Here is a 26,928-nt window from a genome sequence, read left to right as displayed (position 1 = left end):
TCCCTTATGAATCCGTCACTTGCGTGCGGTGCACAACGTCGGCTGACACCGGCAAGAAGGCGTTCAACAACGCGTTGATGTGCGTTAGCAGACGCAAAGCGCGCCTGCCGGCGGCGTGGATGTCGTCATGGGTGCCATCGTGCACGGCATGGCGGAAGGCTTCCGCCACAGCGTCGACGTCGGGGCTGTGCAGAAGTGCCAGTGCGCCGCCGGTGCGATGGGCCCACTGGCGCAGGGCGGGGCGGTCCATCGCGTCCAGCAGCGGCTGGAGCCGCTGCGCATCCTCGGCCAGCGACGACAGAAAGACCTGCGCCAACCCGGCTGCGGCCGGGTCCGTCCCGAGCGCGGCGTGCAGATCGTCGAGCGACAAAGTGAATGGATCTTCCGGGGGCGTGCCCGCAACCGCGAGACCATCGGGGCTCCACAGCGCAGACAGCGCTTCCTGCAGCGTGGCGAGGGTGGTTGGTTTCAGCAGGCTCGCGTCCATTCCAACGGCACGGCAGCGCGCGTGCTCTTCAGCGAGCGTCGTTGCGGTGATGGCGATGATGGGCAGGCGAGGCCCGTCCGCGCGTTCTTGTTCTTCGTGGCGGATGTGCCGGGCCAGGTCGAAGCCGTCCATTCGCGGCATGTGGCAATCGGTGAGCAAGGCGTCGAAACGGTGTTCGTGCAGACGCTCAAGCGCAACGACGCCATCTTCGGCCAGCGTGACCCGATAGCCGAGCAGACGCAGTTGCTTGGCGATCAGCTCGCGGTTGATCGGATGGTCTTCCGCCACGAGGATGTGTGCACCGGGCGCTTCAGTGGGTGCGGCGGCGGGAAGCGCGCGTACCGTCGCGCTGGGGGCTTGCGTGGATTCGGGTTGCGGGACGGCGCGTTCGCACGCCTGCACGAAAGCGTGCCAGCTCAGCGGATTGACGCTCAGCGCGTTGCCCGGTCCCGCATAGCCTGCTTCTGACGTGATGCGGATGGCGCGCGCGTCTGCCTGCGCCGCCGAGGTCAGGAGGATGTCGGCGTTCGGTGGGTGGCCGGCCTGCAGCCCGGCCGCAACCGCGAATTGCGTGAGGCTGTGGCGCACGGCAGGGTCGTCCACCACGATGGCGACGCTGCGGCCCGCCAGTTGCGGCAGCGCATACCGCGCTTGCAGAACCGGCACGGCCAGCCGCAGCGTGACAGCCGTGCCGTATCCGGGGGCGCTCTCCATGACCAGTTCACCGCCCATCAGGCCCGCAAGCTGACGAGAAATCGCCAACCCCAGACCGGTGCCGCCGTAGCGCCGCGTGGTCGAGCGCTCGGCCTGCACGAATGGCGCGAACAGCGTTGCCTGCACCTCCGGTGAGATCCCGATGCCCGTATCGATGACAGAGACGACGAGGTGCGCCGTGCCGTCCGTAACACGCGTGCAGTCGGCTGACAGTCGTACGCTTCCCGTGTCGGTGAATTTGATGGCGTTGGAAAGCAGGTTGAACAGGATTTGTCGTAGCCGAATGCTGTCGACAGAAACGCTGGCCGGCACATCGGCGCCCACATCCATGTGCACGGCGAGCGATTTCTCGTGTGCGCGGCTTGCCAGCAGGCCGACCGTGCCGTCAAAGACTTCGCGAAGGTCTGTGGCTGAGGGGGAAATATCCAGTCGGCCGGCCTCGACCTTTGCGTAATCGAGGATGTCATCGAGGATATGCAGCAGCGCGCGCCCCGAATCCTGTACCAACGAAACCATCTGCTTCTGCTCGCCCTCGAGCTTCGTCTGCTGCAGCAGTTCGACCAGGCCGAGCACGCCGTTCATGGGCGTGCGGATTTCGTGGCTCATCATGGCCAGGAAGCGGTCTTTCGCGTGCAGGGCCGATTCCGCTGCGTTCTTGGCGGCTTCCAGCGCGTCGGCCTGCTCGCGCTCCGTGGTGACGTCGCTCAGGTAGCCGTTCCAGACCGTGCGGCCGTCCGGCTCGCGGTGCGGGATCGAGCGCGCGTGCAGCCACCGCACCGTCCCATCTTCACAAACGTGGCGGAATTGCTGGTCGAACGGCGTCAGGTGTTGCGCAGAGGCAAGCACCGTGTCGATCATGCGCTGCCTGTCCTCTTTATGGATGAGCCGTTCAGGTGTGGACAGGTAGCTCAGCAGGTCCTGGGGTTGTGCGCCGAGTGTTTCGTGCGCTTTGCCGGCCACGTAGGTGATGCGGCCCTGCCCCTGGCCCGGCGGCAGCTCAAACTGATAGACAAGCGCGGGCAACGACTCGGTGACCTCGCGCAGGCGCTGCTCAAGGCGTTCGGCCCGCGCCTGCGTTTCACGGATCTCGCTGATGTCGACCAGCGAGGCCACGGTGCCGGCAGGTTGCCCGTCCGGCAGGTGAAACGGCTCGATCCAGTACAGCACGTTGCGCGATTGGCCGTCCGGCGTGTCGATGATGAGCTCTTCGCGCGTGCTTTCGCTGGCCTGCGCCGCGCGTCGGTCGATATCGGACAGCGGCGACGTGTCGCCGACCGAATACAGCCCCAGCTCCTGTGGCGTGTGCCCGAGCAACGACGCGCGTGTCCGGCCGAACATGTTGCAGAACGCCGCATTCACGGCAACGTAACGGTGTGCGGCGTCATGGGCGACGAGCGGGAACGGCACGGCCTCCATCAGCGCGCGTTGGAAGCTCAGTTGCCGCGCCAGGCTTTCCTCGGCGCGGCGGCGCTGGTGGTTCTCGCGGCGCAGTTGCATCTGCTTGATGGACAGTGCGACCAGTGCAGCCAGCACCAGCGCCGCCGCTGGCCCGAACTTGCCAAGCACAGCCGAAGTGGACGGCCCCAACTGGTAGCTGACCGACAGCCACTTGTTGCGGATGCTCACTTGTTCGCCTTCGGGCATGGCGAAGAGCGCGCGGTTGATGAGCGGCACCAGCGCAGCGTACCGCGACGATACCCCCACGCCGATGCTTTCGATCGTATTCGCAGAACCGGTCACCTTCAGCTCGCCTGGAAAGTGATGACGGATCAGCGCATCGGCCACCGGCAGGTTCACGATCGTGAAATCGGCTTCCCCGGTTGCCGTCATTGCCAATGCATCGCTGACCGAGCGTGCAGGCAGGATGCGAATCTTCGGCACATTCTGGTTCAGCAACGTGGTCAGGGTCTCACTTGCCGGCAGGGCGACGGTCTTGCCGGAAAGTTCGGGAAGCGCAGCCACCGTGAGCGCGTCGCTGCGCCCGACGATCACCATCGGTGTGGCATCGATCGGTTGAGAGAGTGTGAAGCCGGGCGGGCGGGAATCCTGATCGGATATACCGAGCAGGATGTCGACCTCGCCGCTGCGCGCCTTCGCGAGCGCTTCAGCCCAGTCGCGCACGGTCACCCGCTCGAAGCGCAACCCGAGCGTACGCGAGAGGAAGTTCTGATATTCCGGGAAGATACCCAGCATCCCGCCGCCCGTTCCGTTGAAGGTGTAGGGCATGTAGTCGGGGTCGGCGGCGTAGCGCAGGGGCGGGAGCGACGCGAGCATGGCCCGCTCGTTGTCCGACAGCTGCACGCCCATAAACGAACCGCCGCCTTGCGTGATCCACCGCGCGCGCAGCTCGCTCATGGTGGCGTCGGGCAACTGGGCGAGATGGCGGTCCAGATAGCGGATCAACATCGCCTGCCCGCGCGGCGCGGCAAAGTGCAGCGCGTCGACCTGCTGGTTCACAAGCTGCACGATGGAAAGCCGCCGATAGCGAGGCTGCGACATCAACTCCCGCGTCGGATAGGTCACGCCCACGTAAGCGTCTGCCGCGTCATGCAGCACGGCGTCCAGGGCGTCTGCCGCCGTGGGCGTACTGATCAGGCGGATGCTCGGGTATTGGCCAGCCAACTCTTCTTCGAGCGAAGAGCCCTGCTCGACGGCGATGCGCATGCCGGAGGCAAACGGGTTCTGCGCGACTTGCGTGTTGTCGTTGCGCGCGACCACCGCGGTGGGACGTTCGAGGTATGGCGCCGAATAGATGAGGCAATGGTCGTACTGCGAGCGCGGCGCCACGCTCATGATGATGTCGACGTCGCCGCGGCAAGCCGCCTTGAGCAGCTCATCACGCCGTGCAAAGACGTGCGGGATGACGCGTACCTGATCCTGGGGAATCAGATGCATCAGCAGGTCACCGGAGAAGCCGCTGAGCCGGTCGGCCTCGACGCCCTCCAGCGGAGCCATGGCATCACTGATGACGCCTACGGTCACCTTGGGCGGAAACTGCGTCAGCCGTTGAACGGCCTGCGCCGCATCTTCCGCATCGGCATTGGGCGAGCTGCCCAGCCAGCCCAGCGCAACGGCACAGGCGAGCAACCCCGCGCCGATGCCGATGCGCAGGCGAGCCGACACCGAAAGCGTGACGCGGGCCATCGTCTCAGGCCTCGCTGCTGCCAAGCAGTCCGTGGCGCACGGCAAAGTCGAACAGCGCCGCCTCGGTGCCAAGCTCGAGCTTGCGCATGGCCGTCTGCTTCTGCGAGCTGATGGTCTTGACGCTGCGGTTGAGCTGCAAGGCAATCTCGCTGACCGTCTTGCCGGTCACGTACATGCGCAGCACTTCCAACTCCCGCTTGCCCAATTTGGCGACGGGGTCGTCGTGGACAGCCTGTGGCTCGCCGTTACGGCAGAGCAGCTTGGCATTGAGCATTGGCGAGAGATAGATGCGACCGCCCGCCGCCGCATGCATGCCTTCGAGGATGTGCTGTGGCTCGTCGGATTTGCTGACAATGACCTTGATGCCCGCGCGCAGGATGTTGCTCATCAGTGCGCGCGTCTCGAGCATGGTGAGCACCATCACGCGCAGGTCGGGGTGGCGGCGCACGAGGAATTCGAGCAGGAGGATGCCGTCGCCGTAGCGGCTGCCAGGCATGGCGTAGTCGGTGATGACAAGGTCGCATCGCACGCGACCCAGCACGGCGAGCAGCTCATCGGCGTTGCTGGCTTCGCCCACCACCTCGAAGCCGTCGACCCCCGATACGAGGCGCCGCACGGCCGCCACCACGCCAGGGTGATCATCTGCAATGACGAGTTGGACGGGGTTCTGCATTCGACGTGTCTCCGAGCGTGTAACGCGCGGCAATGTGTTTGCCGCATTGCTGAGAATCGCCGAAGCCTCCAGGGCGGAACATCGGAAACGTCCTATAAATGCGCCCCAATCCGCGCTCTTCTGGTGCAAATTTGTCGCAGCACGTTGCGATCGTGGCCATCATTTCGGATCCGGGCGGTGTACCGGTGCGTGGCACAATGCTGGCGATTGCCTCGCACGCTTGATCGCACCGATTTCCCATGACGCCCACATCCTCGACAGCACCTTCTGCGGCCGCACGCAAGCAGAGCGCCGAGCGCTCCACCTTGGTGAGCGCTGGCGTCAATTGCCTGCTCTCGGCGGGGCAGATTGCGGCGGGCCTGTGGTCGCACTCGCAAGGCCTGGTGGCGGACGGGCTGCATACGCTGTCCGACTTGATTGCCGATGGCATCGTCTTCATTGCCAACCGCAACAGCCACAAGGGGCCGGACGAAGACCACCAGTACGGCCACGCGCGTTACGAAAACGCCGCGTCGCTGGGCTTGGGGCTGCTGCTGATCGGGGCGGGCGCGGGCATGATCTGGGCCGCAGTGGAAAGCCTGCGCTCGCCGCAGGGGCCGACGCCCGTGCATGGATTGGCGCTGGTGGTGGCGCTGATCGCGCTGGCAGCCAAAGAAGGGCTCTTCCGCTACATGCTGGCCGTGGCCAAGCGCATCAACTCACGCATGCTGATTGCGAATGCGTGGCATGCGCGTTCCGATGCGGTGTCGTCGTTGGTGGCGGCCGTCGGCGTGGCGGGTAACCTGATGGGCTATCACTGGCTGGACCCGATAGCCGCCTGCATCGTCGGGCTGATGATTGGCCGTGTGGGTGTGCGCTTTGGGTGGGAAGCGCTCAACGACCTGATGGACCGCGCCTTGCCGCCCGCGCAGGTGGAGGCGATCCGGACCAGTCTGGAAGCCACGCCGGGCGTGATCAACGTGCACGACTTGCGTACGCGTGTGACAGGCGACCAGGCATTGGTGGACGCGCATATCGAGGTCGATCCGCGCGTCTCGGTAAGCGAAGGCCATGCGATTGCCGTGCGGGCCCGCACCAACGTACTCAGTGCGCATACGGCGATGGCGGTGCTCGACGTGCAGATTCACGTCGACCCGCGCGAGCACATCGCAACCGACCCCGTGCCGCTACCCGACCGCGATGCGCTGCACGCCGTGCTGGCCCAACTGCTGCCGCCCGGCACGCCGCTGGACGCACGCCACTGCGTGCTCCATTACGTCGATGGCGCGGTGGAGGTCGACTTGGTCCTGCCACCAGCGCTGGCCGCCGAAATCGCCCGCATCGCCGATGCCATCCACACAAGGTGGGATGGTCTCGTGCGCCTGCGCGTGCTTGTTACGGACGCTTGAGGTTGTCGCGCTAGCGGCACTGGTCGACCGCGTTGGCCGGCTGCGTCTTGGCGGGGTCGAAGTGCAACTGCTCCAGCCCCTTTTCCGTCAGCGACATCCAGTCGATCGCGCCAGACGTGCGCAGCAAACCGGTGCTGCCGACCGGCCGCCATTGCACGCGCTTGCCGTCGGTGTTCAGCAGCGTGGCCGATAGCGTGAGCGAATCCGGCCCCGCGTGCAGTTGCAGCAGGCGGCCATCGGCGGCGGGCGTATAGGCGGTGTTCTGGTTCACGGCGATGCCCGCTTCGCGTACCGTTGCGGGCATGCACGGAATGGACGCGCGCACTTTGCCCGTCGTGTCGATCAAGTCGGCAAAGCCGTTGCCCTTGGCCACGCCCACCAGCAAGTACCGCTCGATCGCCGGCATCCACGTGACGCTGTAGGTGTAGTACTGCAGATGCTTGTGCAGAAGCTGCTCGCCGGTCACGCGTCCGCTAACGGGATCGAACACGGCGATTTTCAGATTGGCCTCGGTCTGGCCTGGCACGAACTGCTGCCAGGCAAGCAGCGCATTGGTGCTGCCGCCAGCCACCATGGGCCACCATTCGCGCCGGCCATCGGCAACATCGACGTTGTGCAGGCGACGGCCTCGCCCGTCGTAGACCTTCAGGTAGACGCCGTTGCCGCTGCCGAGGTTGTCGACGCCACCGCCAGTGATCCAGCCGTCGGAGTAGAACACCACGAAACGGTCGCCCACGGCCGTGATGTGGCCCGAATGGCTGCCGGATTCCACCAGTTGCGGATACGGCTTGATGGGCCGGAGCGCGGTGTCGTAGATGCCGAAGCGCTGGTTCACGTTTTCCGGCGCATTCCAGCCGTCTTCAAATGACACCATCACCTGGCCCGCGCGGTTGCGCGCCACCGTCACGGGCTCCTGCGCTTCGGGCTTCTGGATGAAGATGCGTGGGGCATCGAGCACGCCCGTGTCGGCATGCCATTGCGCGACATAGACATCGTGCGGCCAGTTTCCGCTGCGATCGGCACCGCGCGGCGGCAGGCCCGAGCTACTGAAGAACACGTTGAAGGTGTCGGCCTTGGCGCCAGGCACCGCGCTGATGCCATGCATGTATTGACGCGGATCGGGGGCGCCAGCCGTCGCAACGGCGGGCAAGGCCAGCGCGCACGCAACGGTCAGCAAGGTACGGTGCAGGAAAGACAGTCGGGACACGTGACGCTCCATCTTCATCGGTGGCTCGGGTGGCGGTTTCAGAACCGATTGGGCCACGGGCACCCGCCGAAGTTGCTGCGCGAATGGGGGAGCCCGTTTGGCGGAGAGGCGCTCAGTGGCACCCGATCCCGGGCGACCGGTTTACCCCCCGCCGAGGCGATCAAGTTTCAGTCCCGTGTGCCGTTCTTCACAAACAAGAGCGGAACCCATTCCGCCAATCCCTTCCCAGCGCGGCCAGAGTGGGCACAAGCCCGCCGCCCACCGCGCCAGAACCGACCCAACGAGAACAACATGACCCAGCGACTCGACGCCCGATGGCGAAGCGAAGTGACGGAGGCTCTACGTACCGTGGAGGCGCAGTTCGGCGTGGCACCGCAAAGCCTGCCCCGCGACGCGCTGATTGCGGCCTTGACCGACGCGATCTGGGCACAGCGTGCCGCTTATGCGCGTGTGCGCCGGACGCTGGTTGCGTGTCCTGAGCTGGCAGACGAATCGATGTAATCGGCGCACCGCGGTGCCGCCGCCATTTTGAAGAAGGTGATGTGATGCGGTACTGCGGTTCGCTGGATCTGAACCATCTGCTGCGCCAGCCGTTTGCCCAACTCGGCCGGCTGGTGCGCGATGAAAATTCGGGGCAGCCCCTGCCCCCGGTGGAGGTGGCCGCGCGCGCGGTATTGCTGCGCGCTGCCGGCTACGAGGTGATGCCCACCTGTGGGCACCATGACCGACGTGGCTTCTGTCTCGGCCACGCAGACCAGATCATCGGGATGTAAGCGCCGCACCTACGACGCATGCGCCACGTGCGCGCAGTCATGCGCACATGCTGTTGCGAACGCGCATCAGGGCATGCCAAATCGGCCCGCCTGCGTGGTCTCTGGAGCACCCGCAAAGCGTTGACTGGCGCACCTTTGCGGGCAATCCGTTGCCAAAAAGCAAACGGTAAAAATGACTTACATTCCGGTCCTTTTTCGGCCCATGGTTCTGGTGCATCCTGAACCAAGATAGATCGCACGGATGGCAGATTGTGCGACGTCGGACGCAACGTCAGGCCGTAAGTCGGAAGTGAATCGAAGCGGCGGCGCCTGCAATCTTGGGGTCAGGGGAAAGAACATGAAGACGCAATATCTCAGCAAGCAAGAAATCTACGACGGCGCGGTTCGCCATCTGTTCGGTCAGGGGGGCGCTGCCATCCTGCCGCGCGGCGGTGCGGCGTACCACGGCCAGGGCGGCCGCTGCTGCCCGATCGGAAACCTGATCGGCGTGCGTGACTACACGACGTCGATGGAAAGCGTGCCGGTGCGCTACATCCTCAAGCCCACCAACGAGATTCCGCGTTATATGGACGCGGGCGTCATGGCGTTGCGCCGAGCGCTCAAGCGCGCGCGCATCGATGTGGACGACCGCGACACCGTTGAGCTGCTCTCCAAGCTGCAGAACGCACATGACGTGTTCGGCACGTGGGAGTGGAAGGAACGCCTGCAGTCGATTGCGCGCCAATTCGGCCTCAGCGGCGCTCTTGTCGATACATTCTGACCGACCGGCCGGTCACAGATCACCCTATAGAAGGTGACACCATGAAAGGGAAGGGGACGTTCCTCGGCATCGAGGACATTTTTGAACGCGTGCGCGCACACCTGCTCGCACAGCAATGCCGCTCTGAAGACGCCGACGGCGAGCCGCGTTATCGCGGGCTCGACAACCGCCGATGCGGCGTCGGCATTCTTATTGACGATGCGTTCTACTGCGCCGCGATCGAGCGCCTGGGCGTGAGCCTGCTGCGTGTGCCGAGCGATGACCCGCTTGCGCGTGCGCTGCGCTGCTCCGGCGTGAATGTCGACGACGACCAGGTGGTCGATCTGCTGATCGATCTGCAGGACATCCACGACTTGGCGGCCATCGAAAGCTGGCCCGCGGCACTGGAAGACATCCGCCGTCGGTTGCCCGACCGATTGCCCGATACACCACTGGCAGCCTGAACGACGTATCCACCGCGAACCCGGCCCTGCGCCGGGTTTTGTCATTTCAGGGCATCAAGCTCCGGATAGTGGCGGAAGATGCCCATCGTATTGAACGGAATGCGCCGCGGCGATTCCAGATACGCCGCGATGTTCGGCTGTGCCGCCACGCGATCATGTAGCGCCACCAGATGCGGCAATTCGCGTTCGTAGCGCTGCATGTGGCGCGGAAACGCATACCGCAGCCCGGCCACGATCTGGAATAGCGACAAATCCACATACGTCAGTGCATCACGCACGGCCCAAGTCGGGCCGGCGGGGTTGCGCGCGAGCACGCGCTCGAAGTAATGCAGGAATTTGGGCGCGCGATTGTCGAGAAAATCCTGCGTGCGGCGCTTCGCTTCGGCGCGCTGGTCTTCGTAGTACTCGCCTGAAGCGATGGGGTGGTGCGTGTCGTGAATCTCCACCACGAAATCGGCAATCGTCAGTTGCAGGCCGTGCGTCCAAAGGCCGCCGGCTTCGTCGTGCGGAGCCAGGCCGTAGTGCTGGCCCAGGTAAAGCAGGATGTTGGCTGTCTGCGAGATCACCAATTGGCCGGCCACCAGGAACGGCGGCGCGAACGGCGGCGTGGGAATGCCCGCGTCGTTCAGAAACGCCTCGATGGCGGCTTCGTCTTCGCGGCCGAGATCGGTGTAGGGCACGGCGGCCTGCTCCAGCGCCAGCCGGACGAATTCACCGCGGCCCTGGATTTCGGGCCAGTAGTAGAGCGTGGTTTCCATGGTCGGGCGGATAAGCGAGGTGGGGGCTGCGCAGCAAGAGCGATGCCGCATCGCAGCGGGAACGGTGCCTGCGAACGATAATAGGCGCTTGCCCCTGCGCCTGTTTCAACCCCCCCGCCGTGAACGCTCCGCTTTCTCCTTCGCCCGCCATCGAACCCGCCGATCCTTCGCGCTGGCTGGTCCGGGGCCACCCCGGTTATCTGCGCGCCAATCTGGCGCTGTTCGCGGCGGGCTTCTCGACGTTTTCGCTGCTGTATTGCGTGCAACCGCTCATGCCGATGCTGGCGCACGACTTTGGCCTCACGCCCGCGCAGACGAGCCTTGTGCTGTCGGTGTCCACGCTGCTGCTGGCCTTTGCGATCCTGTTTGCGGGGCTGCTGTCGGAGTCCATCCATCGCAAGACACTGATGGGCGTGTCGCTCGTGCTCTCGTCGGTGCTCACATTGGCGGCGGCGGTCCTGCCGGGCTGGCACGGGTTGCTGGCCACGCGGGCGTTGCTGGGTGTGGTGCTGGGCGGCGTGCCGGCGGTGGCGATGGCGTACCTGGCCGAAGAGGTGCATCCGCAAGGGCTCGGCATGGCGATGGGCCTCTACGTCGGCGGGACGGCATTCGGCGGGATGGCCGGGCGTGTGCTGACCGGCGCCGTGGCAGATCACTTGGGCTGGCGTGCTGCCATGGGTTTTACCGGCACATTGGGTTTGCTGGCGGCGCTGGCATTCCTGTGGCTGCTACCGCCGTCGCGGCGTTTTGTGCCACGCAAGGGTGTGGCGCTGGGCGATCTGTTCGATACGCTCGGCGCGCATCTGCGCGAGCCGGGCCTGCGTTCGTTGTTCGCCATGGGCTTTCTGCTGATGGGCGGCTTCGTCACGATCTACAACTACGCGAGCTTCCACTTGCTCGATGCACCGTATGCCCTCAGCCAGACGGCGGTGGGCGGCATCTTCATGGTGTACCTGCTGGGTATTGGCGCTTCCGCCTGGTTTGGCCGATTGGCGGATCGCCATGGCCGCGGCCGCATGCTGCTGGCCGGCACAGCGCTGATGTCGGCGGGCGTGCTGCTGACCTTGGCGGGGCCGCTAGTGCTGGTGATTGGCGGCATCGCGTTGCTGACTTTCGGCTTTTTCGGCGCGCATGCGGTCGCCAGCGGCTGGGTCGGGCGCCGCGCGCAGCGTGCCAAGGGGCAGGCTGCGGCGCTGTATCTGCTGGCGTATTACCTGGGCTCCAGCCTGATCGGCACCACAGGCGGCAAGCTCTACGCACCGTGGGGCTGGCCCGGGGTGGTGGCCCTGGTGATGGCCTGCATGGCATGTGCGCTCGGCACGGCAGCGTGGCTCTGGCGGCGCGCTCCGCTGCCGCCGGGCGCCAAGCGCTGAAGTTGTGCACCCTGGGAATTCGCGTATCGTGCCGTGGTCGATGTCTGCACGATCGCTTTCCCTGTCATGCGTACTCATTCTCTCTTCCTGACGCGGCGACTGTGGCCGCTCGCATCGGTCCTGCTTTTGCTGATGGCGTGCGTCGCCAACCCGGCCGACGCTGCCCCGGTGTCGTTTTCCAAGCTGGCCGGGCTGCCAACCTCCACCGCCAGCGCATCGGCGCCGGCAGCGGACCCCGCGCAGACGCGCCAGTCGCTCGACACCGTCATCACGCTGCTCAACAACGACCAGCAGCGCACGGCTCTCGTCAATGAACTGAAGCAGTTGCGCGACGGCATGAGCGCGCAGCAGAAGGCGCAGGCCGAACAGGCGCCGGGTCTGTTGGGCGCGGTGGCGTCGCTCATCGAGAACGGCTCGTTGCAGGCCGATGTTGAAGCCGGTGCCCCGCGCTACTGGCTGCGCCGTATCGAGGCCGCCAGCGGTAACGCGAGCCTGCTCGTGGCGCCCGACAAACGCATGCCGCTGGCTGCGGACTTTGCCAGCACCGTGGGCATCTGGGCCGCCATCGCCGCTGGCCTGCTTGGCCTGGGCTGGTTGATCCGCCGCGTGTTCGGTCTCACCGCAGGCCTCGGGCCGCATCCGACCACGCGCGCACTGTTGATCGACGCGGCGCGCAAGATCGGCCCATGGGCGATTTCCTTTGCCGTCATCATGCGGCTGGAGCGCAATGCCTCGCCCGGCTTTGTCCTGGCGGTGGTGCTGGCCTACGCCATCGTCTGGGGCGCGATCATCACGGCCGGCGTGGCGATGCTGTTCTCGCTCTTTTCCGGCAGCGCGCACCGGCGTGTGGCGGTGGAATACCTGTTCAAGCACGGCATGTGGCCGATCTTTCTGACGGCCAGTCTGGGCGCCTGCGGCGACGCGCTGGTCGATCCGCGCGTTGCCTTGGTGCTGGGCGGCTCGCTCAGTCTGCTGCTGGCCACGGTGTGCAACGTGGTGGCGTCATTGATGCTGGCGGTGGGCGCGTTGTGGGCGCGCCGGCCGATCGGGCAGTTGATTGCCAACCGACCGCTGGAGCTGCGCAGCGGCGAACACACCGGCAACCAGATCCGCCGTCTGCTGGCCGCGTTCTGGCCAGTGCCCGTGGTGGTGCTGGCGAGCGCCACCGTCGTGGCCACCCTGACGACGCCCGACAACGTTGACGTCGTGGCGCGCCGCGCGGTGATGACGTCGCTGCTGCTGGTGGCGGCGTTCTTCCTATCGGCGCTCATCCGCCCCCGCGCCAACTGGCGCTCACACCTGCGTCTGGCGCGCAGCTCGCCTTATTTCGAGCGGCTCAAGCATTTCGTTGGCGCGCTCATCAAGCTCGTCATCTGGATCGCCTTCCTTGAGCTGGTGCTGCGCGTGTGGGGCCACACGCTGGTGGAGGTCGCGCACAGCTCCGTCAACGGTAAGCGCATCGCCGATGCCATGGTGGGCCTGATCAGCACCGTCTTTGCCACCTGGCTTGTCTGGATCCTGCTCGACACGGCGATCCTGCGGGCGCTGTCGCCGGCCTCGGCGCGGGCGCAGCCCAGCACGCGCGCGCTGACCATCCTGCCGCTGCTGCGCAATGGCCTGAAGGTGACGCTGGTGGTGACAGCCAGCATTGGTGTGCTGGCCAACCTCGGCGTTAACGTGACGCCGCTGGTGGCGGGCGCCGGGGTGATCGGTCTGGCGGTGGGCTTTGGTGCGCAGTCGCTGGCGCAGGACTTCATCACCGGCATCTTCATCCTGATGGAAGACACCATCAGCGTGGGCGATACGGTGGACGTGGGGGTGGCCACGGGCTCCGTCATCAACCTGACCATCCGGACGGTGCGGCTGCGCGATGGCACCGGCGCGGTACTGTCGATCCCGTTCAGCCAGATCAAGACCGTGCGCAATCTTTCGCGCGATTACTCGTTTGCCGACTTTGAAGTGCGCGTGGCGATGGAGGCCGAACCGCAGCAGGCGATCGATCTCGTGCGCACGGCGGCTGATCAAATTGCAGGTGAGCCGCGCTTTGCCTACACGTTGCTCGGCGGTGCGGAAATCTTCGGGCTGGACCGCTTTGAAGGTGGCGCGATGATCGTCAAGGGGCGGTTCAAGACGCGTCCGCAGAAGCAGGCGGATGTGCTGCGGGCGTTCAACGTTGTGCTCAAGGATGCGTTCGACAAGGCGCACGTGCCGCTGGCGGCGCCGGGGACGGTGTTGCGGACTTCTGCGGCGTTTGAGGCGTGGATGACGCGGGGTGGGCAGGAGAAAGGGGCGTCGGCTTCCAATGAACCACCTGCCGCGGCGCCAGCGTAAGGGCGTTGGTGGTTTGCTGCTGTTTCGTCCCCTGCTGGGGCCGACTCACTTTCTTTGTCTTGCCAAAGAAAGTAAGCAAAGAAAGGCGCGCCCGAGATGGCGACCCCCTCCTTGAATTTCTGTAACCGGGCGGAGAAGGAGGCAAACTCGCTGCGCTCAGACGGGCCTCCTTCTTTTTTCCGCCCGCTTACAGAAATTCAAGGCGCCATCTAGGGCAGGGAAAGTCAAAGGCCAAACCGTCTGGGCGCACGTCTTGGCGCCCAGGCCGTGTCTTCGTTTTAGAACCCGTGGCGCATGCCGACCATGACGCCGGTCTGCGAGGCTTTCGGCAGTGCGGCTGCCAGGACGGTGCCGGCGTCTTTCTGGTGGGTGTAGTCCATGCCGACGTACAGCCACGTGCGCTTGCTGACCACGTAATTCATGATCGCGTAGGCGGTGTAGCGCAGGCCGTCGGGGTCGCGCTGGCGCGTGGCCATGCCGCCCACCACGAGGTTGTACTGACCGCTGAAGTCGTATTTCACGCCGCCCAGGATGAGGTCGTTCTTGGTGGGCGTGCCATCGCGGTAGTTGATGTAGCCGAGCATCAGTTTGGCGGGGCCGACCTGCACGCTGCCGCCGGTGGTCCACGTGCGGGTGCCGACCGATTGCAGGTCTTTCTGCTGCTCCCACGCGCCGCCGAACGCGAACGGGCCGCTGGCGTAGTTGAGCGACAGCGCGCTGTAGTTGCCTGCGGAGAACGCGCCCGCCTGCTCGCCCATGCCGACCATCACGCCCGGGCGCCAGCCGTTGAAAACGCCCACGTACTTTACCGCGTTGTCGATGCGCACGCCGGTGGCGGTCACGTGCCACGCCGTTGCGCCGAGGTTGCCGATAGAAAGCGCGTCGTACTGGCCGGCCGTGTTGAAGACGAGGTTCTCTTGTCGGCCGAACGTCAGCGAGCCAAAGCCGCCTTCCAAGCCGACATACGCCTGGCGTCCGAACAGCCGCGACGTGGCGGGCGTGGTGGGCTTGTAGCCGCCCAGGCCCATGTCGTTGGTGGAGCCCACGCCGGTGTCCGGCGCGAAACCGCTGACCAGGTGGAACACGGCTTTGAGCCCGTTGCCCAGGTCTTCCGAGCCGCGAATGCCGAAGCGGCTGCCGCTGTAGTAGCCGCCCGCCATCTCGGCCTTGCCGTGGCCGTTGGCGTCATTGTTGGTGCTGTAGCGCAGGCCGGTTTCCATCACGCCGTACAGCGTGACGTTCGATTGCGCATGCGCGGTACCGCAGGCCAGCAGCGCCGACAGTGCAACAGCCGATAGCGGAATGGAACGGATCGAAGTGGTCATGTGGCTCCCTTGTTGTCGTAACGACTGTTGTGTCGGCCGGAACGGGTTTTCCGGCCTGGCTCGGGGGGCCGACTCTCAGGCAAGTCTGCTCTGTAAGGGTTGAAGTTACGCATGCACCGGCAAAGCGCCGCACACGTCGCGCAGGTTGGAGCGTTGCCCGCTGAAGAGGCATCGCGCGTAAACCGCGGGCTTACAGATTCTTGGGGGTTTTCCCTTGGGCAGGCGGCGTGGCGCGGGGCTGCCGCTACACTGGCGACGCTGATTTCCGTTCGCCGCCCACGGTCCCGCCATGCCTTCGTTCTCCGTTCCCCTGCTCAACGCCCTGCGCGACCAGTTGTCTGCGCTCTCGCCGGCGCAGCAGGGCGTGGCGCGGTTGATCCTGGAGGCGCCGGAGCTGTCGCTCGAGCAATCCGTGGAGACGCTGGCCGTGCGCGCAGGCGTGTCGATGCCGACGATCGTGCGGATGTGCCAGGCGCTCGGCTTTGAAGGCTTGCGCGAGTTCAAGGCCACGCTGGCCGCCGAGCTGGCGCACGCGCAGCCGACGCTGCCGGGGCATGTCGGCCGGGCGGACCCGCCTGCGCTGGTCGCCAGCAAGGTCATCGATGGCGCCACGCGGGCGCTGGCCAAGCTGCGTGAATCGCTGTCCACCACGCAGGTCGACGCCGCTGCCGAGCGCATTGCCCGCGCGCGCCGCGTCGATTGCTATGCGGCCGGTGCGGCTTCATCGTTCATGGCGAACGACATGCAGGCGCGGCTGATGCGGCTCGGGCTCGCGTCCAACGCCTACTTCGATGCGCATCTGCAGCTTGTGTCGGCGGCGATGCTGGGCGCGTCCGACGTTGTGGTGGCGTTCTCGCACGTGGGGCGCATGCCGTATCTGCTCGAGTCGATTGCCTATGCGGCCGAGCAGGGCGCCTGCGTGATCGCCATCACCCAGGCGGGCACGCCGCTGGCCGAGCGCGCGCAGATCGCGCTGACCGTGGACGTGCCGGAAGATGCGGTGATGCGGGTGGGCACCGAGGCGTACCTCGTGCATCTGACCGTCATCGAGATCCTGATGACGTGCGTGGCGCAACGCCGCGACGAGATGGTGCGCTCGCGCATGCGGGCAATCCAGCGGCTGCTGACCGAGCGCAGCGTCGATCGCCCGTAAGCGACGGCGACGAAGCGACCAAGGCAAAAAAATGGCGCCACGCGGGCGCCATCCACAACACATGCGGCACTCAAAGCCGCGAGATCGCCAGCCCGATCGCCAGCAGACTTCCCAAACCGAAGATCGTCCAGCCGACTGTGCGGCGTTTGGTGGTCATCACCCACAGCCACAGGCCCGAGATCGACAGGAAGATCAGGCAGCCGGCCAGCGTATCCACCAGCAGAATCCACGGCACCGTCATGCCGACGCCCTTGTGCAGGCTCATCAGCGTGCCGAGGAAGCCGTTGTCAGTCTGGCGGATCGCTACCGAGCGGTTGCCGGCCCAGTATTCCGCCTGGATCTGCGTGGTGGCGCTGCCGAAGTTGAAGGTCCATTGCTCGGGCTGCATCAGCGGTTTGGCGGCGGGTTCGCGCGGCGCGTCGGCGGTCTTCTCGTCCTTGGCGCCTTCCCCCTTGGCCGGGCGCTCGGCCCAGGCCACCGGCTTGGCCTTTTCTATGCGCGTGCGGGTGGCCGGCTCCGGCGTGTTCAGCGTCTGCTGCAGCCAGGCGGCCATCGCTTCAGGTGTTGCGGGCACGGGGTCGGGCAGGGCGATCTGCGTATTGATGCGCTGTTGCGCCACGGGCAGTTTCAACACCGCGCGGTGGTTCAGCCAGATGCCCGACACACCGAAGATCAGGCCCATCACCGCGCCCCACAGCCCGAACCATCCATGCGTCTTGCGTAGCCACCGGACGATCGTGGCGCGGCGGTTGGCTGGGTGTTCGGATTTGGCCTTTGCCGGGCGGGCGTTGGCGGCCGGTTTGGCGGCGGGCTCGGCCGAAAGCGGGGGATGGGACAGGTCGGTCATGAAGCACAAGGCGGCGTAACAGCCGCCGGAGGGAGGCAAATCGACCGGCCAATATAGATGAGAATGATTCTCGTTGCAATTGGGTGCAGCTTACAACGTAATACGCTCCAACGCCCGCCGCGACGCTTCATCCGCCGGATAGAAGCACTCGATGCGCATCTCCTGCAGCCCCGCATCGCGCGGGGTGCCCAGCGTGGTGAGCGTGGAGAACAGCGAGATCGTCACGCCGTCGCGCTGCAGTGAGATGGGCAGGAAAGGGGGCGGATCGCCGGCATCGTGCGCGGGTGCAGCGTTGGCTGCCGGCGCATCCGACGCATCGAACAGCGCCGGTTGCATCGCGCGGATGTCGTGCAGCAGCCGCTGCGTCGCCGGGTCGATGGCTTGCAGCGCAAGTTCTTGCCGCACGCGCCGGGCCAGGTACCGCCCGACGGCATCGCGGTTGGCGATGGCCGGCCATAGCGCGGTCGGATCGAATACCAGCTTCATCATGTTGACGGCACCCGGCGCGCCTTCGGACCGGTCGTCGCCGATGGCCCAGCGCATCAGGCGCCGGTGCGCGGCATTCGCATCGAGCACATGCCAGAAACGGTCGAGCACGATGGCCGGATACGGCGCCTGCTTGTCGAGGATCAGCTTCACCGCGTGGCGCACCGCCTGCATCATCGGCGAGCCCTCATCGGGCGGTGTGGCGAGGCCCTGTTCGGAATAGGCGGGGGCGAAACCGGCAGCCAGCAGCATCTGATTGCGATGGCGCAGCGGCACGTTCAGCTCCTCGGCCAGTTGCAGGATCATGTTGCGGCTGGGCGTAGCGCGGGCCGATTCCAGAAAGCTCACATGCCGCTGCGACACACCCGCCGCCAGGGCCAGTGCCAGCTGGCTATAGCCGCGCCGCGTGCGCCAGAAGCGCAGCAACTGCGGGAAGCGCGACAGCGCCGCCTCAGGCGGCTCGATCGCCACCTGGGCGCCATGGGAGGCATGGGCGTCTTCAAGCATGAGGGTGTCGTCGATGGACGAGGCGGAGGTGGGCTTGGTGGGCGTCATGTCACCTATTGAAGCAGAGTCAGGTAGCTGCCGCGATTACCCGCCGCGTAATTGTGACCGCCTCTGGCGTCGCCAATACTCGGTCCATCCCAACCCGATACCTCGAGCGGAGTGCCCATGCAGCGCGAACCGATCGACTACCCCGCCGATGCCCTTCCCACTCGCGACGACCACGTCCGCACGGCCGACGGCTGGACGCTGCCCGTGACGGTCACCAGCCCCGGGCTGGGCGCGCACGGCACGGTGGTGATCTGCTCGGCGCTGGGCGTGCCGCGTCAGTTTTACGCGGCGTTTGCGCGTGGGCTGTGTCTGGCGGGCTGGCGTGTGGTGACGTTCGACTACCGCGGCATTGGTGAGGCGGTGGCGACTGGCCCGGGCACGCCGCGCTTTGCCGACTGGGGCCGGCACGACATCGACGCGGTGCTGAAATGGGTGCACGACACGCTCGTCCCCGAGGGCTGCGGCGGCCGCAGGCTGGTGGTGCTCGGTCACAGCGCGGGCGGGCAACTGGCGGGGTTGGCGCCGCACATCGTGCATGCCGATGCATTGGTGCACGTGGCGGTCCCGCTGGCAGATGCGCGGTTGTGGCCGTGGCGCGGGCCGCTGGCCCGTCCGCACTTTGCTTGGCTGCTGCATGTGCGGATTCCCTTGGCGGTGGCGCGCGTGCGCGGCGGCATGCTGCCGCTGGCGGCCGTCGGCATGGGGCCGATGTCGATTCCGGCTGCCATCCTGGGTGATTGGGCGCGCTTTGCCCGCTGGCGCGGCTACATCTTCGGGCCGCGTGCCGGGCTGGATACCTCGCGCTATCCGAGGCTTGCCGTGCCGCTCCTCGCCTGGGGGTTTGACGATGATCCGATGGCGCCAGCCAGCCCCGTCGACGCGCTCATCGCGCAGTTTCCTGCCGCGCGCGTCACGCGCCGCCAGGTGAGCGGCGCTGCGCTGGGCGCCAAGGGCGTCGGCCACATGGGCTTCTTCCGGGCATCGTCCGGCGCGCCGTGGTGGCGCGAAACGGTGGCGTGGCTCGATGCCCTCGCTTGATTGAGGGCCCGCTCAGAAGGTGTAGACGAGGCCCGTGCCGCCAAAGTAGCTCTGCTTGTTCTGCACGATCGGGCTCTTGGCCGCGTTGCCCAGCAGGCGTGAGGTGCCCACCGCCGTCTGCACCGCCCAGTGGCGCGAGAACGTATGCGTCCAGGCCACCGTGAGCGTGGCCGCTTGGAGGCCGCTGCTCGCGCTGTACTGGGCGAAGCCGCTGTTGGCCGACTGCTGCCGCGTCACGCCAAAGTACGTCTGCATGTACTTGCTCGAGCCGAAATGCAGGCTGGGGCTCACGGTGATCTTGTCGCTGCCCCAGCTCACGACCGGCGCCGCCACGTCAACGTGGCCCGACCAGCCGCGCTCGCGGTGGGTGATGGGCACTTCCAGCGTGGCGCTGCCCGTGGTGTCGCCGATCAGCTTGCCGCCCACCGTGAACACGCCCAGCAGCGATCCCTTGACGGTGCCCATGCCCTTGAGATGGTCCGAGCCGGGGCGGCCATAGCGGTTGGTGTCGGAGCGGCCCGGGTCGTACGACAGCGCGGCCGAGGCGAACATGCCGTTCAGGAAGCGGAGGGCATAGCCCGCGCCGCCCTGTGTCGGGTCGATGAACCAGCCGTTGCCGAAATCTGCCCGGAAGCCTGGGCCGGCCGTTACGGTGTACTCCTTGCTGCCCTGATAGCGCGGCGCCACGCCCGCGTTGAGCGACAGCGAATACGACGATTCATCGGCATACACCGAAGACGGCGGCAGCCACATGCCGGAGAGCACGGCCAGATAAGCGACGGAAAACCGGGGGGAGAGTCGATTGAGCACGTAGGACCTCTTGTTGGACCTCTTGAGAGAGAGCCCGCAGTCTGGCGAGGTGCCGCACGCACGTCTGTCTGGAAATTGCCGGGAAGTTGTGCGCAATTGTGCGCGAGTGTCTGCAAGTTTCTCCGCCCCATCCGCTCGCAAGGCGGGCGCCGTACACTGCGCGCCAACACAAGAAGAAACGGGGGTACGGGCGATGAACGCGATGACCGACGCGCCGCTCAAGACCAAGGTGTTGCTGATCGAAGACGACGACCGTCTCGCACAGCTTGTCGGCGAATACCTGGGCAACTATGAATTTGCAGTTGAAGTCGTGCGCCGCGGCGACATTGCCGTGGCCGCCGTGCGTGAACACCAGCCCGCGCTGGTGATCCTCGACCTGATGCTGCCGCACATGGACGGCATGGAAGTGTGCCGGCGCATCCGCGCGTTCTCGCGCGTGCCGGTGCTGATCCTGACTGCGCGTGTCGACACGTACGACCAGGTGGCCGGCCTGGAAATCGGCGCCGACGACTACGTGCTCAAGCCCATCGAGCCGCGCCTGCTCGTCGCCCGGGCCCGCGCGCTGCTGCGCCGTTCGACGCCGGTCATGTCGACCTCCGAGCCGGTGGCGCCGCGCGACGACACGCTCGTCTTTGGCGAGCTGGCCATCTCGCCGCCCAACCGCACCGTCACGTGGCGCGGCCAGCCGGTCGATCTCAAGACGGCCGAGTTCAACCTGCTGCTGATCCTGGCGCGTGCGGCCGGCACCGTGCTCAGCCGCGACGACATCCTCAAGCAGTTGCGCGGCATCGAGTTCGACGGACTGGACCGTACCGTCGACTCCGGCATCTCACGCCTGCGCCGCCGCTTTGGCGATGCCTCGCCCGAGCCGCACAAGATCAAGACGATCTGGGGACGCGGCTATCTGTTCAGCCCGTCGGCGTGGGAGGACTGAACCGTGCTCAAGTCGTTACTGAAGCTGTACGCGATGGTCGTGGTGGCGGCGGCGCTCGCGCTCATCGGCGTCAACAAGTCGTTCGTCTGGCTGTTCCACGACACGCTCACGCACGGCGAGCGCGAAGTGCGCAAGGGCTACGCCTTCGTACTGCAGGAGTATCTGGACCGCGCCGATCGCACTGACCCCGCTGGCCGCGATGCCGCCATCGCCCGCTTGAACAAGAACGCCTGGGAGAAATTCGACATTGTCGATCCGGATACCGTGCCGGATTTCTCGGCGCAGCAGCGGCGCGACCTGGCCGACCACAAGCTTGTGCTGATGACCAACGGCAAGGACTACTACCTGCCGCTGCACGACGGCGCCGTGCTGCACGCTTACAGCGCCGATATGGACTACCTCGGCATCCAGTTGATCGCCTATTCGCTGATCGCCATTGCCGCGCTGCTGCCGTTGCTGCTCTGGGTCTGGATGCACTGGCGCGACCTGCGCGTTCTGGAAGATGCGGCGCGCGGCTTTGGTGCAGGCAATCTGGCCACGCGCGCCAATTTGCGCAAGCGCTCGAACGTGTATGCCCTGGCGCGCCAGTTCGATGAGATGGCCGAGCGCATCCAGGGCTCGATCCAGCACCAGCGCGAGATGATGAACGGCATCTCGCATGAGCTGAAGACGCCGATTGCGCGGCTGGAGTTCGGCATCGCGCTGCTGCAGTCGCCCGAGTCGGAAGCTCAGCGCAACGTGCGGCTCGATGCGCTGCGCCGCGATGTGCGCGAACTTGATGAACTGGTGAGCGAGCTGCTGGCGTTGAGCCGCCTGGAGCAGGGCGCCACGCATCTCGTGCTGATGCGCGTGGCGGTGGGCGAGTGGCTCGACAGCGTGGTCGCCAGCGTGGCCAACGACGTGGCCGACCGCCAGCTCACCCTGGCTGTGCATGCCGATACCGCCCCCGCGCACCATGTGTGCGACCCGCGCCTGCTGGCGCGCGCGTTGCTCAACCTGATCCGCAATGCCGCACGCTATGCCGGCAACACCATCACCATCCGCGCTGAAGCCGGCCCCGCCGGCGCGCTGCGCCTGACGGTCGAAGATGACGGCCCCGGCATTCCCGAGCCCGATCGCGCGCGCGTGTTCGAGCCGTTCCTGCGCCTGGATGCCAGCCGCGACCGCCACACCGGCGGCTTCGGCCTGGGGCTGGCGATCGTGCGTCGTATCGCGCTGGTGCATGGCGGTGATGTTCGCCTCGATGCGGCAACGGCGGGCGGTGCTCGCTTTGCGGTGCTGCTGCCCGCCATGACGCTTCCGCCGTTGTAGGCGCAGCAGGAGGTGGGCGTTCCAGGCGCGCTAAGCGTCTTCGCCGCCCGGTCGATGCAGAAACGCGCTCGGGCTGCTGCCGAACGCCCGGCGGAACATCGCAGAAAACGCGCTCTGGCTGTTGTAGCCGAGTTCCTGCGCCACGCGCGACAGCGGCATCCCCTGCGACATCATCGGGATGGCGCTGGCGAGCACGGCCTGCTGGCGCCACTGCGAAAAGCTCACGCCCAGCTCGTCCCGGAAGCGCCGCGCCAGGGTGCGGGCGCTGGCGCCTACATCGCGGGCGAGCGCGTCGAAGGTGAGCGAGGTGCCCGGGTCGGCCATCACGCGTTCGCACAGGGCGCGCAGGCGCTTGTCGGCAGGCATCGGCAAATCCAGCGGCAATGGGGCACTGCGGCGCAACTCGTCGAGGATCAACATGGCCAGCGCCTGCTCGCGCGCGGCCGGCAGTGGCTGGCGGACATCCATCGCGGCAATCAACTCGCGCAGCAATGGTGATACCTCCATCACGCGGCACTGCGCGAGCGTGCCGGTCACCACGGATGGATCGGCATACAGCGTGCGCAGGAAGGCGGCTTCGACCACCCACACTTCGTGCTCGATGCCGGGCGGAATCCAGATCGCCCGCGAGGGCGGGACCACCCAGGCGGTGTCGCCGGCCTGCACGCGCAGCACACTGTTGTGGCTATACGCCACCTGCGCCCACGGATGCGTGTGGCGAGGAAACCGCGTGTTGGCGTCCATCTGCCGCGTGTAAAGCCGCACCGGATGTGCCGCTGACGGCGGCGTGCGGCCTTCGATATCGGTTGGCAGGATGCGCTGTGGCATGGCGGGTTTGCGACAGAAACGGTCGGGCCAGTGTAAATGCGGCAGCAGGACTTGTCGAAGCCAGATGTCGATGGCAGGCTATCGCCCGGCGCCGGTGAAGTTTGGCGTCACACAACAAAGCGGATCGCTCAAGCGGTCTCGACAAAAACGCCGTCGCCCACGAGGCACGCGGCGACATGGGTGCGAACAATGCAAACGGGAAATCACACGCGTAGCCGGGGGGCGCGCGGGGCAATGGGATGGTTGCGGCCGTGGGCCGCGCTTGCCACGTGTGTGGCATGCATGGCGGCGCTGACAGCGCCGGCCGCCCGTGCCGACATCAGCATCATCCAGTCCTTGCCGCTGTCCGGCACACAAGCCGCGACGGGGCGGGCGCTCAATGCCGGGGCCCGGCTGTATTTCGACTGGCTCAACCTCGATGGCGGCATCAACGGCGAGACCATCCGCCTGGTCGCCCGCGACGACGAGCAGAAGGTCGAGCAGACCCTGCGCAACGTGCGCGACATGGCCAAGATCGACAACCCCGTGGCGGCGCTCACCGTGGTCGGCACCGCCAATGTGGAAGCGCTCATGCGCAGCGGCGTGCTGGCCGAAGCCAATCTGCCGCTGGTCGGCCCCGCCACCGGGGCCTCCAGCATGACCGGTGATCCGCTGGTGTTTCCCATCAAGGCGAGCTACCAGCAAGAGATGGACAAGATGGTGGGCGCGCTCGTCACCATCGGCGTCACGCGCATCGGGGTGCTGTATCAGGACGATGCGCTGGGCAAGGAAGTGTTGGCCGGCGTGGAGCGCACGCTCAAGCCCTATAAGCTAACGATTGCGGCCACCGCCTCATACCCGCGCAATACGGCCTCGGTGAGCGCTGCCGTCGACAAGCTGCTCGGCACCGATGTGCAGGCCATTTTCCTCGGCGCCACGGCGGAGCCCGCCGCGCAGTTCATCAAGCAGTACCGCGCGCGCGGCGGCGGTGCGCAGATCCTGGGGCTGTCGTCCATTGATCCGGGCATCCTGCTCAAGGTGGCCGGCATCGATGCGGTGCGCGGCTATTCCCTCGCACTTGTCATGCCGAACCCCGGCAAGAGCGTCAATCCCGTCATCCGCGAATTCAATCGAGCACGCACGGCCGTGGGCGCCAGAGATGTCGAACTTTCATTCCGCGCGGTAGAAGGCTTTGTGGCCGCCAAGGTGCTGGCCGAAGCCGTGCGCCGCGCCGGCCCCAAGCCCACGCGCGACCAGGTGCGCCGCGAGCTGGCCCATCTGCGCAATTTCGATGTGGGTGGCGGATTCATGGTGGACTTTTCTGACCGCACGCGGCCCGGCTCGCACTATGTGGAGCTGGGGGTGGTGGGGCCGAATGGGCTGGTGATTCAGTAACGCTCGCACTGCGATGATGGGGTTCGTGACGCTGAACGCCGAGTTCGGAACCTCATGCATGGCGTTCTGAACCTCAAGCGTGAGCCTGTTTGCTCGGCACGCCGAGTCCGGAACTCGAAGTGTGAGGTTTTTGACTCGGCCCGCAGAGTCGGGAACGCCACGCGTGAGGTTTTTTTCTCGACGGTGTGGGGTTCGGAACGCCGAGCGCGAGCCTTTTTGCTTGGCGTGTCGGGTTCGGAACGCCAAGCGAGGGGTTTTGTTCTCGGGGGATGGGGTTTGGGACGCGGCTGGGTGGCTGGAGTTTGGATTCTTTTGGTTTTGGTTTCTCGCTCGTTTCGTCCCCTGGCGGGGCGACCTACTTTTCTTTGTCTTGCCAAAGAAGAGTAGGCAAAAGAAAGGCGCGCCCGAGATGGCGACCCATCCCTTGAATTTTCGTAACCGGGCGGAGACGGGAAAAACTCGCTTCGCTCAGACAGTTTCCCGTCTTGTTTCCGCCCGCTTACGAAAATTCAAGGCGCCATCAAGGGCCTAACGTCAAAAGAAAAGGCCAACCCATCGTGCGGTTGGCCTTGTCGTTTGGGCTTGTGCTGCGATGGTTTCGCCTTTGACTTTCCTGCCCTAGATGGCGCCTTGAATTTCTGTTGCAGGGAGGAGAAAGGAAGGGAAACTGTCTGAGCGAAGCGAGTTTTTCCCTTCCCCTCCCTGCAACATAAATTCAAGGAATCTTTCGCCATCTCGGGCGCGCATTTCTTTGCTTACTTTCTTTGGGCAAGACCAAAGAAAGTGAGTCAGCCCCGGCAGGGGATGAAACAAGGGATGCACCACAAAAACAAATCCCCGCAGGAAGCAAAATGCAAAACGCCCCTCGGAGAGATTCCCCTCCAAGAGGCGTTCATTCGTTCCAATTACCCGTCAGGCCACAGGCGCCGTCCCCGCCCCATGCTCATGCCTGCCCGCCGGCTTCACAATCGCCAGCGTGGCAATCAACCCGCACAGCGCGGCGAACGACACCCACACGCCCGGCATCGCCTTGTTGCCGGTGGTGTGGATCAGCCACGTGGCAATCGCCGGGGTGAAGCCACCGAAGATGGCCGTGGCCAGGCTGTATGCCAGCGAGAAACCGGTGGTGCGCACTTCCGGCGGCATGATCTCCGTGAGGGTGACGACCATCGCGCCGTTGTAGCTGCCATACAGGAACGACAGCCACAGCAGCACGATCAACATGCGCGCGAACGACGGTGCGGCAACCAGCCACTGCATGGCCGGGTACGCCGTCACCAGCATCAGCACGGTAAAGAGGATCAGCAGCGGGCGGCGGCCGACGCGGTCAGACACCGCGCCCATCACCGGCAGCCAGAAGAAGTTCGAGGCACCCACGCACAGCGTGACGATCAGGCTGTCCATGTCGGACAGGTGCAGCACGCTCTTGCCGAACGTCGGCGTGTAGGCGGTGATCAGGTAGAACGACACCGTGGTCATCACGACCATCAGCGTGCCCGCACCCACCAGGCGCCAGTTCTGGCCCATCGAGCGGAACACGGCGCGCAGGTCCGGACGGTGCTTGCGCTTCTGAAACTCTTCCGTTTCCTGCAGCGAGCGGCGGATGATGAACAGGAACGGCACGATCAGGCAGCCGATCAGGAACGGCACGCGCCAGCCCCATGCGCTCATCTCGGACGGAGGCAGCAGGTACGACATCAGCACGCCCAGCAGCGCGGCAAACATGACGGCCACTTGCTGGCTGGCCGACTGCCAGCTCACGAAGAAGCCCTTCTTGCCCGGCGTGGCGATTTCGGCCAGGTAGACCGACACACCGCCCAGCTCCACGCCGGCAGAGAATCCTTGCAGTAACCGGCCGATCAGCACCAGCAGCGGCGCCGCCAGCCCGATGGTGGCGTAGCCCGGCACCAGTGCAATCAGCAGCGTGCCGCAGGCCATGAGCGCGAGCGTGACGATCAGGCCCGTGCGGCGGCCGTGACGGTCGATGTACGCGCCCAGGAAGATCGCGCCCAGCGGGCGCATCAGGAAGCCGGCGCCAAAAGTCACCAGCGAGAGCATCAGCGAGAGGAACTCGTTGCCGGCCGGGAAGAAGGTGTCGGCGATGGCCTTGGCGTAGTAGCCATAGACCATGAAGTCGTACATCTCCAGGAAGTTGCCGCTGACCACCCGGAAGACGGTGCGGGCCTTGGATTCGTTGGGGTTGGAGGTATGCATGA

22 protein-coding genes are annotated in these 26,928 nt (G+C 65.9%); 12 read left to right on the top strand and 10 right to left on the bottom strand.

All coding sequences use genetic code 11. The features are described 5' to 3' along the window. Window positions 1–4 precede the first annotated feature (4 nt). Together ACTJK4_RS21275 and ACTJK4_RS21270 are read right to left on the bottom strand one after the other, a co-directional pair. Window positions 5–4,345: an ATP-binding protein gene (locus ACTJK4_RS21275; RefSeq protein WP_440818859.1), complete on the bottom strand. Its 4,341-nt coding sequence runs from the start codon at window positions 4,343–4,345 to the stop codon at window positions 5–7. A gap of 4 nt (window positions 4,346–4,349) precedes the next feature. Then, window positions 4,350–5,018, bottom strand: a complete 669-nt coding sequence (locus ACTJK4_RS21270) for a response regulator transcription factor (protein ID WP_232041239.1) — start codon at window positions 5,016–5,018, stop codon at window positions 4,350–4,352. Window positions 5,019–5,257: 239 nt separating this feature from the next. Between ACTJK4_RS21270 and ACTJK4_RS21265 the strand changes: the two genes are divergently transcribed. Next, window positions 5,258–6,406, top strand: a complete 1,149-nt coding sequence (locus tag ACTJK4_RS21265; protein ID WP_232041238.1) for a cation diffusion facilitator family transporter — start codon at window positions 5,258–5,260, stop codon at window positions 6,404–6,406. A 10-nt stretch (window positions 6,407–6,416) separates the two neighbouring features. Here ACTJK4_RS21265 and ACTJK4_RS21260 read toward each other — a convergent pair whose 3' ends face one another. Continuing rightward, the gene (locus ACTJK4_RS21260) at window positions 6,417–7,631 is read right to left on the bottom strand and encodes a hypothetical protein (protein WP_440818858.1); all 1,215 of its coding nucleotides are present in this window, start codon (window positions 7,629–7,631) and stop codon (window positions 6,417–6,419) included. 273 nt (window positions 7,632–7,904) lie between these two features. On the opposite strand from ACTJK4_RS21260, the gene ACTJK4_RS21255 reads away from it, so the two are divergent. The 4 genes from ACTJK4_RS21255 to ACTJK4_RS21240 all read left to right on the top strand — a co-directional run bounded on the left by ACTJK4_RS21255 (window position 7,905) and on the right by ACTJK4_RS21240 (window position 9,589). Then, window positions 7,905–8,114 carry a hypothetical protein gene (locus tag ACTJK4_RS21255; protein WP_024977449.1) on the top strand — a complete coding sequence of 70 codons (210 nt, stop codon included), beginning with the start codon at window positions 7,905–7,907 and terminating at the stop codon, window positions 8,112–8,114. Window positions 8,115–8,158: 44 nt separating this feature from the next. Beyond that, complete coding sequence (locus ACTJK4_RS21250) at window positions 8,159–8,386, top strand: hypothetical protein (RefSeq protein ID WP_260803847.1); 228 nt, start codon at window positions 8,159–8,161, stop codon at window positions 8,384–8,386. Between the two features lie 337 nt (window positions 8,387–8,723). Beyond that, the gene (locus ACTJK4_RS21245; protein ID WP_316870699.1) at window positions 8,724–9,146 is read left to right on the top strand and encodes a hypothetical protein; all 423 of its coding nucleotides are present in this window, start codon (window positions 8,724–8,726) and stop codon (window positions 9,144–9,146) included. A gap of 41 nt (window positions 9,147–9,187) precedes the next feature. Continuing rightward, window positions 9,188–9,589 carry a hypothetical protein gene (locus tag ACTJK4_RS21240; RefSeq protein WP_232041234.1) on the top strand — a complete coding sequence of 134 codons (402 nt, stop codon included), beginning with the start codon at window positions 9,188–9,190 and terminating at the stop codon, window positions 9,587–9,589. Window positions 9,590–9,630: 41 nt separating this feature from the next. Here the strand turns inward: ACTJK4_RS21240 and ACTJK4_RS21235 are convergent, their stop codons facing one another. Further along, a complete protein-coding gene (locus ACTJK4_RS21235) occupies window positions 9,631–10,347 on the bottom strand; it encodes a glutathione S-transferase (protein ID WP_316870701.1) in 717 nt (238 codons plus the stop codon). Window positions 10,348–10,466: 119 nt separating this feature from the next. On the opposite strand from ACTJK4_RS21235, the gene ACTJK4_RS21230 reads away from it, so the two are divergent. Together ACTJK4_RS21230 and ACTJK4_RS21225 are read left to right on the top strand one after the other, a co-directional pair. Then, window positions 10,467–11,720 carry an MFS transporter gene (locus ACTJK4_RS21230; protein WP_316870702.1) on the top strand — a complete coding sequence of 418 codons (1,254 nt, stop codon included), beginning with the start codon at window positions 10,467–10,469 and terminating at the stop codon, window positions 11,718–11,720. Between the two features lie 66 nt (window positions 11,721–11,786). Beyond that, window positions 11,787–14,051, top strand: a complete 2,265-nt coding sequence (locus ACTJK4_RS21225; RefSeq protein WP_440818857.1) for a mechanosensitive ion channel family protein — start codon at window positions 11,787–11,789, stop codon at window positions 14,049–14,051. A 278-nt stretch (window positions 14,052–14,329) separates the two neighbouring features. Here the strand turns inward: ACTJK4_RS21225 and ACTJK4_RS21220 are convergent, their stop codons facing one another. After that, window positions 14,330–15,376, bottom strand: a complete 1,047-nt coding sequence (locus tag ACTJK4_RS21220; protein WP_440818856.1) for a porin — start codon at window positions 15,374–15,376, stop codon at window positions 14,330–14,332. Window positions 15,377–15,665: 289 nt separating this feature from the next. Here ACTJK4_RS21220 and ACTJK4_RS21215 point away from each other — a divergent pair, with 289 nt between their 5' ends. Beyond that, window positions 15,666–16,529 carry a MurR/RpiR family transcriptional regulator gene (locus ACTJK4_RS21215; protein ID WP_232041229.1) on the top strand — a complete coding sequence of 288 codons (864 nt, stop codon included), beginning with the start codon at window positions 15,666–15,668 and terminating at the stop codon, window positions 16,527–16,529. 70 nt (window positions 16,530–16,599) lie between these two features. Here ACTJK4_RS21215 and ACTJK4_RS21210 read toward each other — a convergent pair whose 3' ends face one another. Both ACTJK4_RS21210 and ACTJK4_RS21205 read right to left on the bottom strand, forming a co-directional pair. Next, window positions 16,600–17,376, bottom strand: coding sequence for a PepSY-associated TM helix domain-containing protein (locus ACTJK4_RS21210; protein ID WP_440818855.1), 777 nt, complete (start codon window positions 17,374–17,376; stop codon window positions 16,600–16,602). Window positions 17,377–17,466: 90 nt separating this feature from the next. Then, complete coding sequence (locus tag ACTJK4_RS21205; RefSeq protein ID WP_440076326.1) at window positions 17,467–18,417, bottom strand: helix-turn-helix domain-containing protein; 951 nt, start codon at window positions 18,415–18,417, stop codon at window positions 17,467–17,469. A 117-nt stretch (window positions 18,418–18,534) separates the two neighbouring features. Here ACTJK4_RS21205 and ACTJK4_RS21200 point away from each other — a divergent pair, with 117 nt between their 5' ends. Continuing rightward, on the top strand, window positions 18,535–19,455 hold the full coding sequence (locus tag ACTJK4_RS21200; protein WP_440818854.1) for an alpha/beta hydrolase family protein: 921 nt from the start codon (window positions 18,535–18,537) through the stop codon (window positions 19,453–19,455). 12 nt (window positions 19,456–19,467) lie between these two features. On the opposite strand, the gene ACTJK4_RS21195 is transcribed toward ACTJK4_RS21200, so the two are convergent. Next, window positions 19,468–20,265, bottom strand: a complete 798-nt coding sequence (locus tag ACTJK4_RS21195) for a MipA/OmpV family protein (protein WP_440818853.1) — start codon at window positions 20,263–20,265, stop codon at window positions 19,468–19,470. Window positions 20,266–20,467: 202 nt separating this feature from the next. On the opposite strand from ACTJK4_RS21195, the gene ACTJK4_RS21190 reads away from it, so the two are divergent. Both ACTJK4_RS21190 and ACTJK4_RS21185 read left to right on the top strand, forming a co-directional pair. After that, complete coding sequence (locus ACTJK4_RS21190; protein ID WP_102065093.1) at window positions 20,468–21,199, top strand: response regulator transcription factor; 732 nt, start codon at window positions 20,468–20,470, stop codon at window positions 21,197–21,199. Between the two features lie 3 nt (window positions 21,200–21,202). Then, a complete protein-coding gene (locus tag ACTJK4_RS21185; protein WP_440818852.1) occupies window positions 21,203–22,510 on the top strand; it encodes an ATP-binding protein in 1,308 nt (435 codons plus the stop codon). 30 nt (window positions 22,511–22,540) lie between these two features. Here ACTJK4_RS21185 and ACTJK4_RS21180 read toward each other — a convergent pair whose 3' ends face one another. Next, entirely contained in the window at window positions 22,541–23,338 is a 798-nt protein-coding gene (locus ACTJK4_RS21180) for an AraC family transcriptional regulator (protein WP_316881077.1), read from the bottom strand. Between the two features lie 282 nt (window positions 23,339–23,620). On the opposite strand from ACTJK4_RS21180, the gene ACTJK4_RS21175 reads away from it, so the two are divergent. Continuing rightward, window positions 23,621–24,712, top strand: a complete 1,092-nt coding sequence (locus ACTJK4_RS21175; RefSeq protein ID WP_260803837.1) for an ABC transporter substrate-binding protein — start codon at window positions 23,621–23,623, stop codon at window positions 24,710–24,712. A gap of 912 nt (window positions 24,713–25,624) precedes the next feature. Here the strand turns inward: ACTJK4_RS21175 and ACTJK4_RS21170 are convergent. Further along, complete coding sequence (locus tag ACTJK4_RS21170) at window positions 25,625–26,926, bottom strand: MFS transporter (RefSeq protein WP_440818851.1); 1,302 nt, start codon at window positions 26,924–26,926, stop codon at window positions 25,625–25,627. Window positions 26,927–26,928 lie beyond the last annotated feature (2 nt).

The sequence above is a fragment of the Ralstonia sp. 22111 genome (genome assembly GCF_052045895.1).
GTDB classification, from domain to species: Bacteria; Pseudomonadota; Gammaproteobacteria; order Burkholderiales; family Burkholderiaceae; genus Ralstonia; species Ralstonia wenshanensis.
This window is presented reverse-complemented; position numbering and strand designations above follow the sequence as displayed.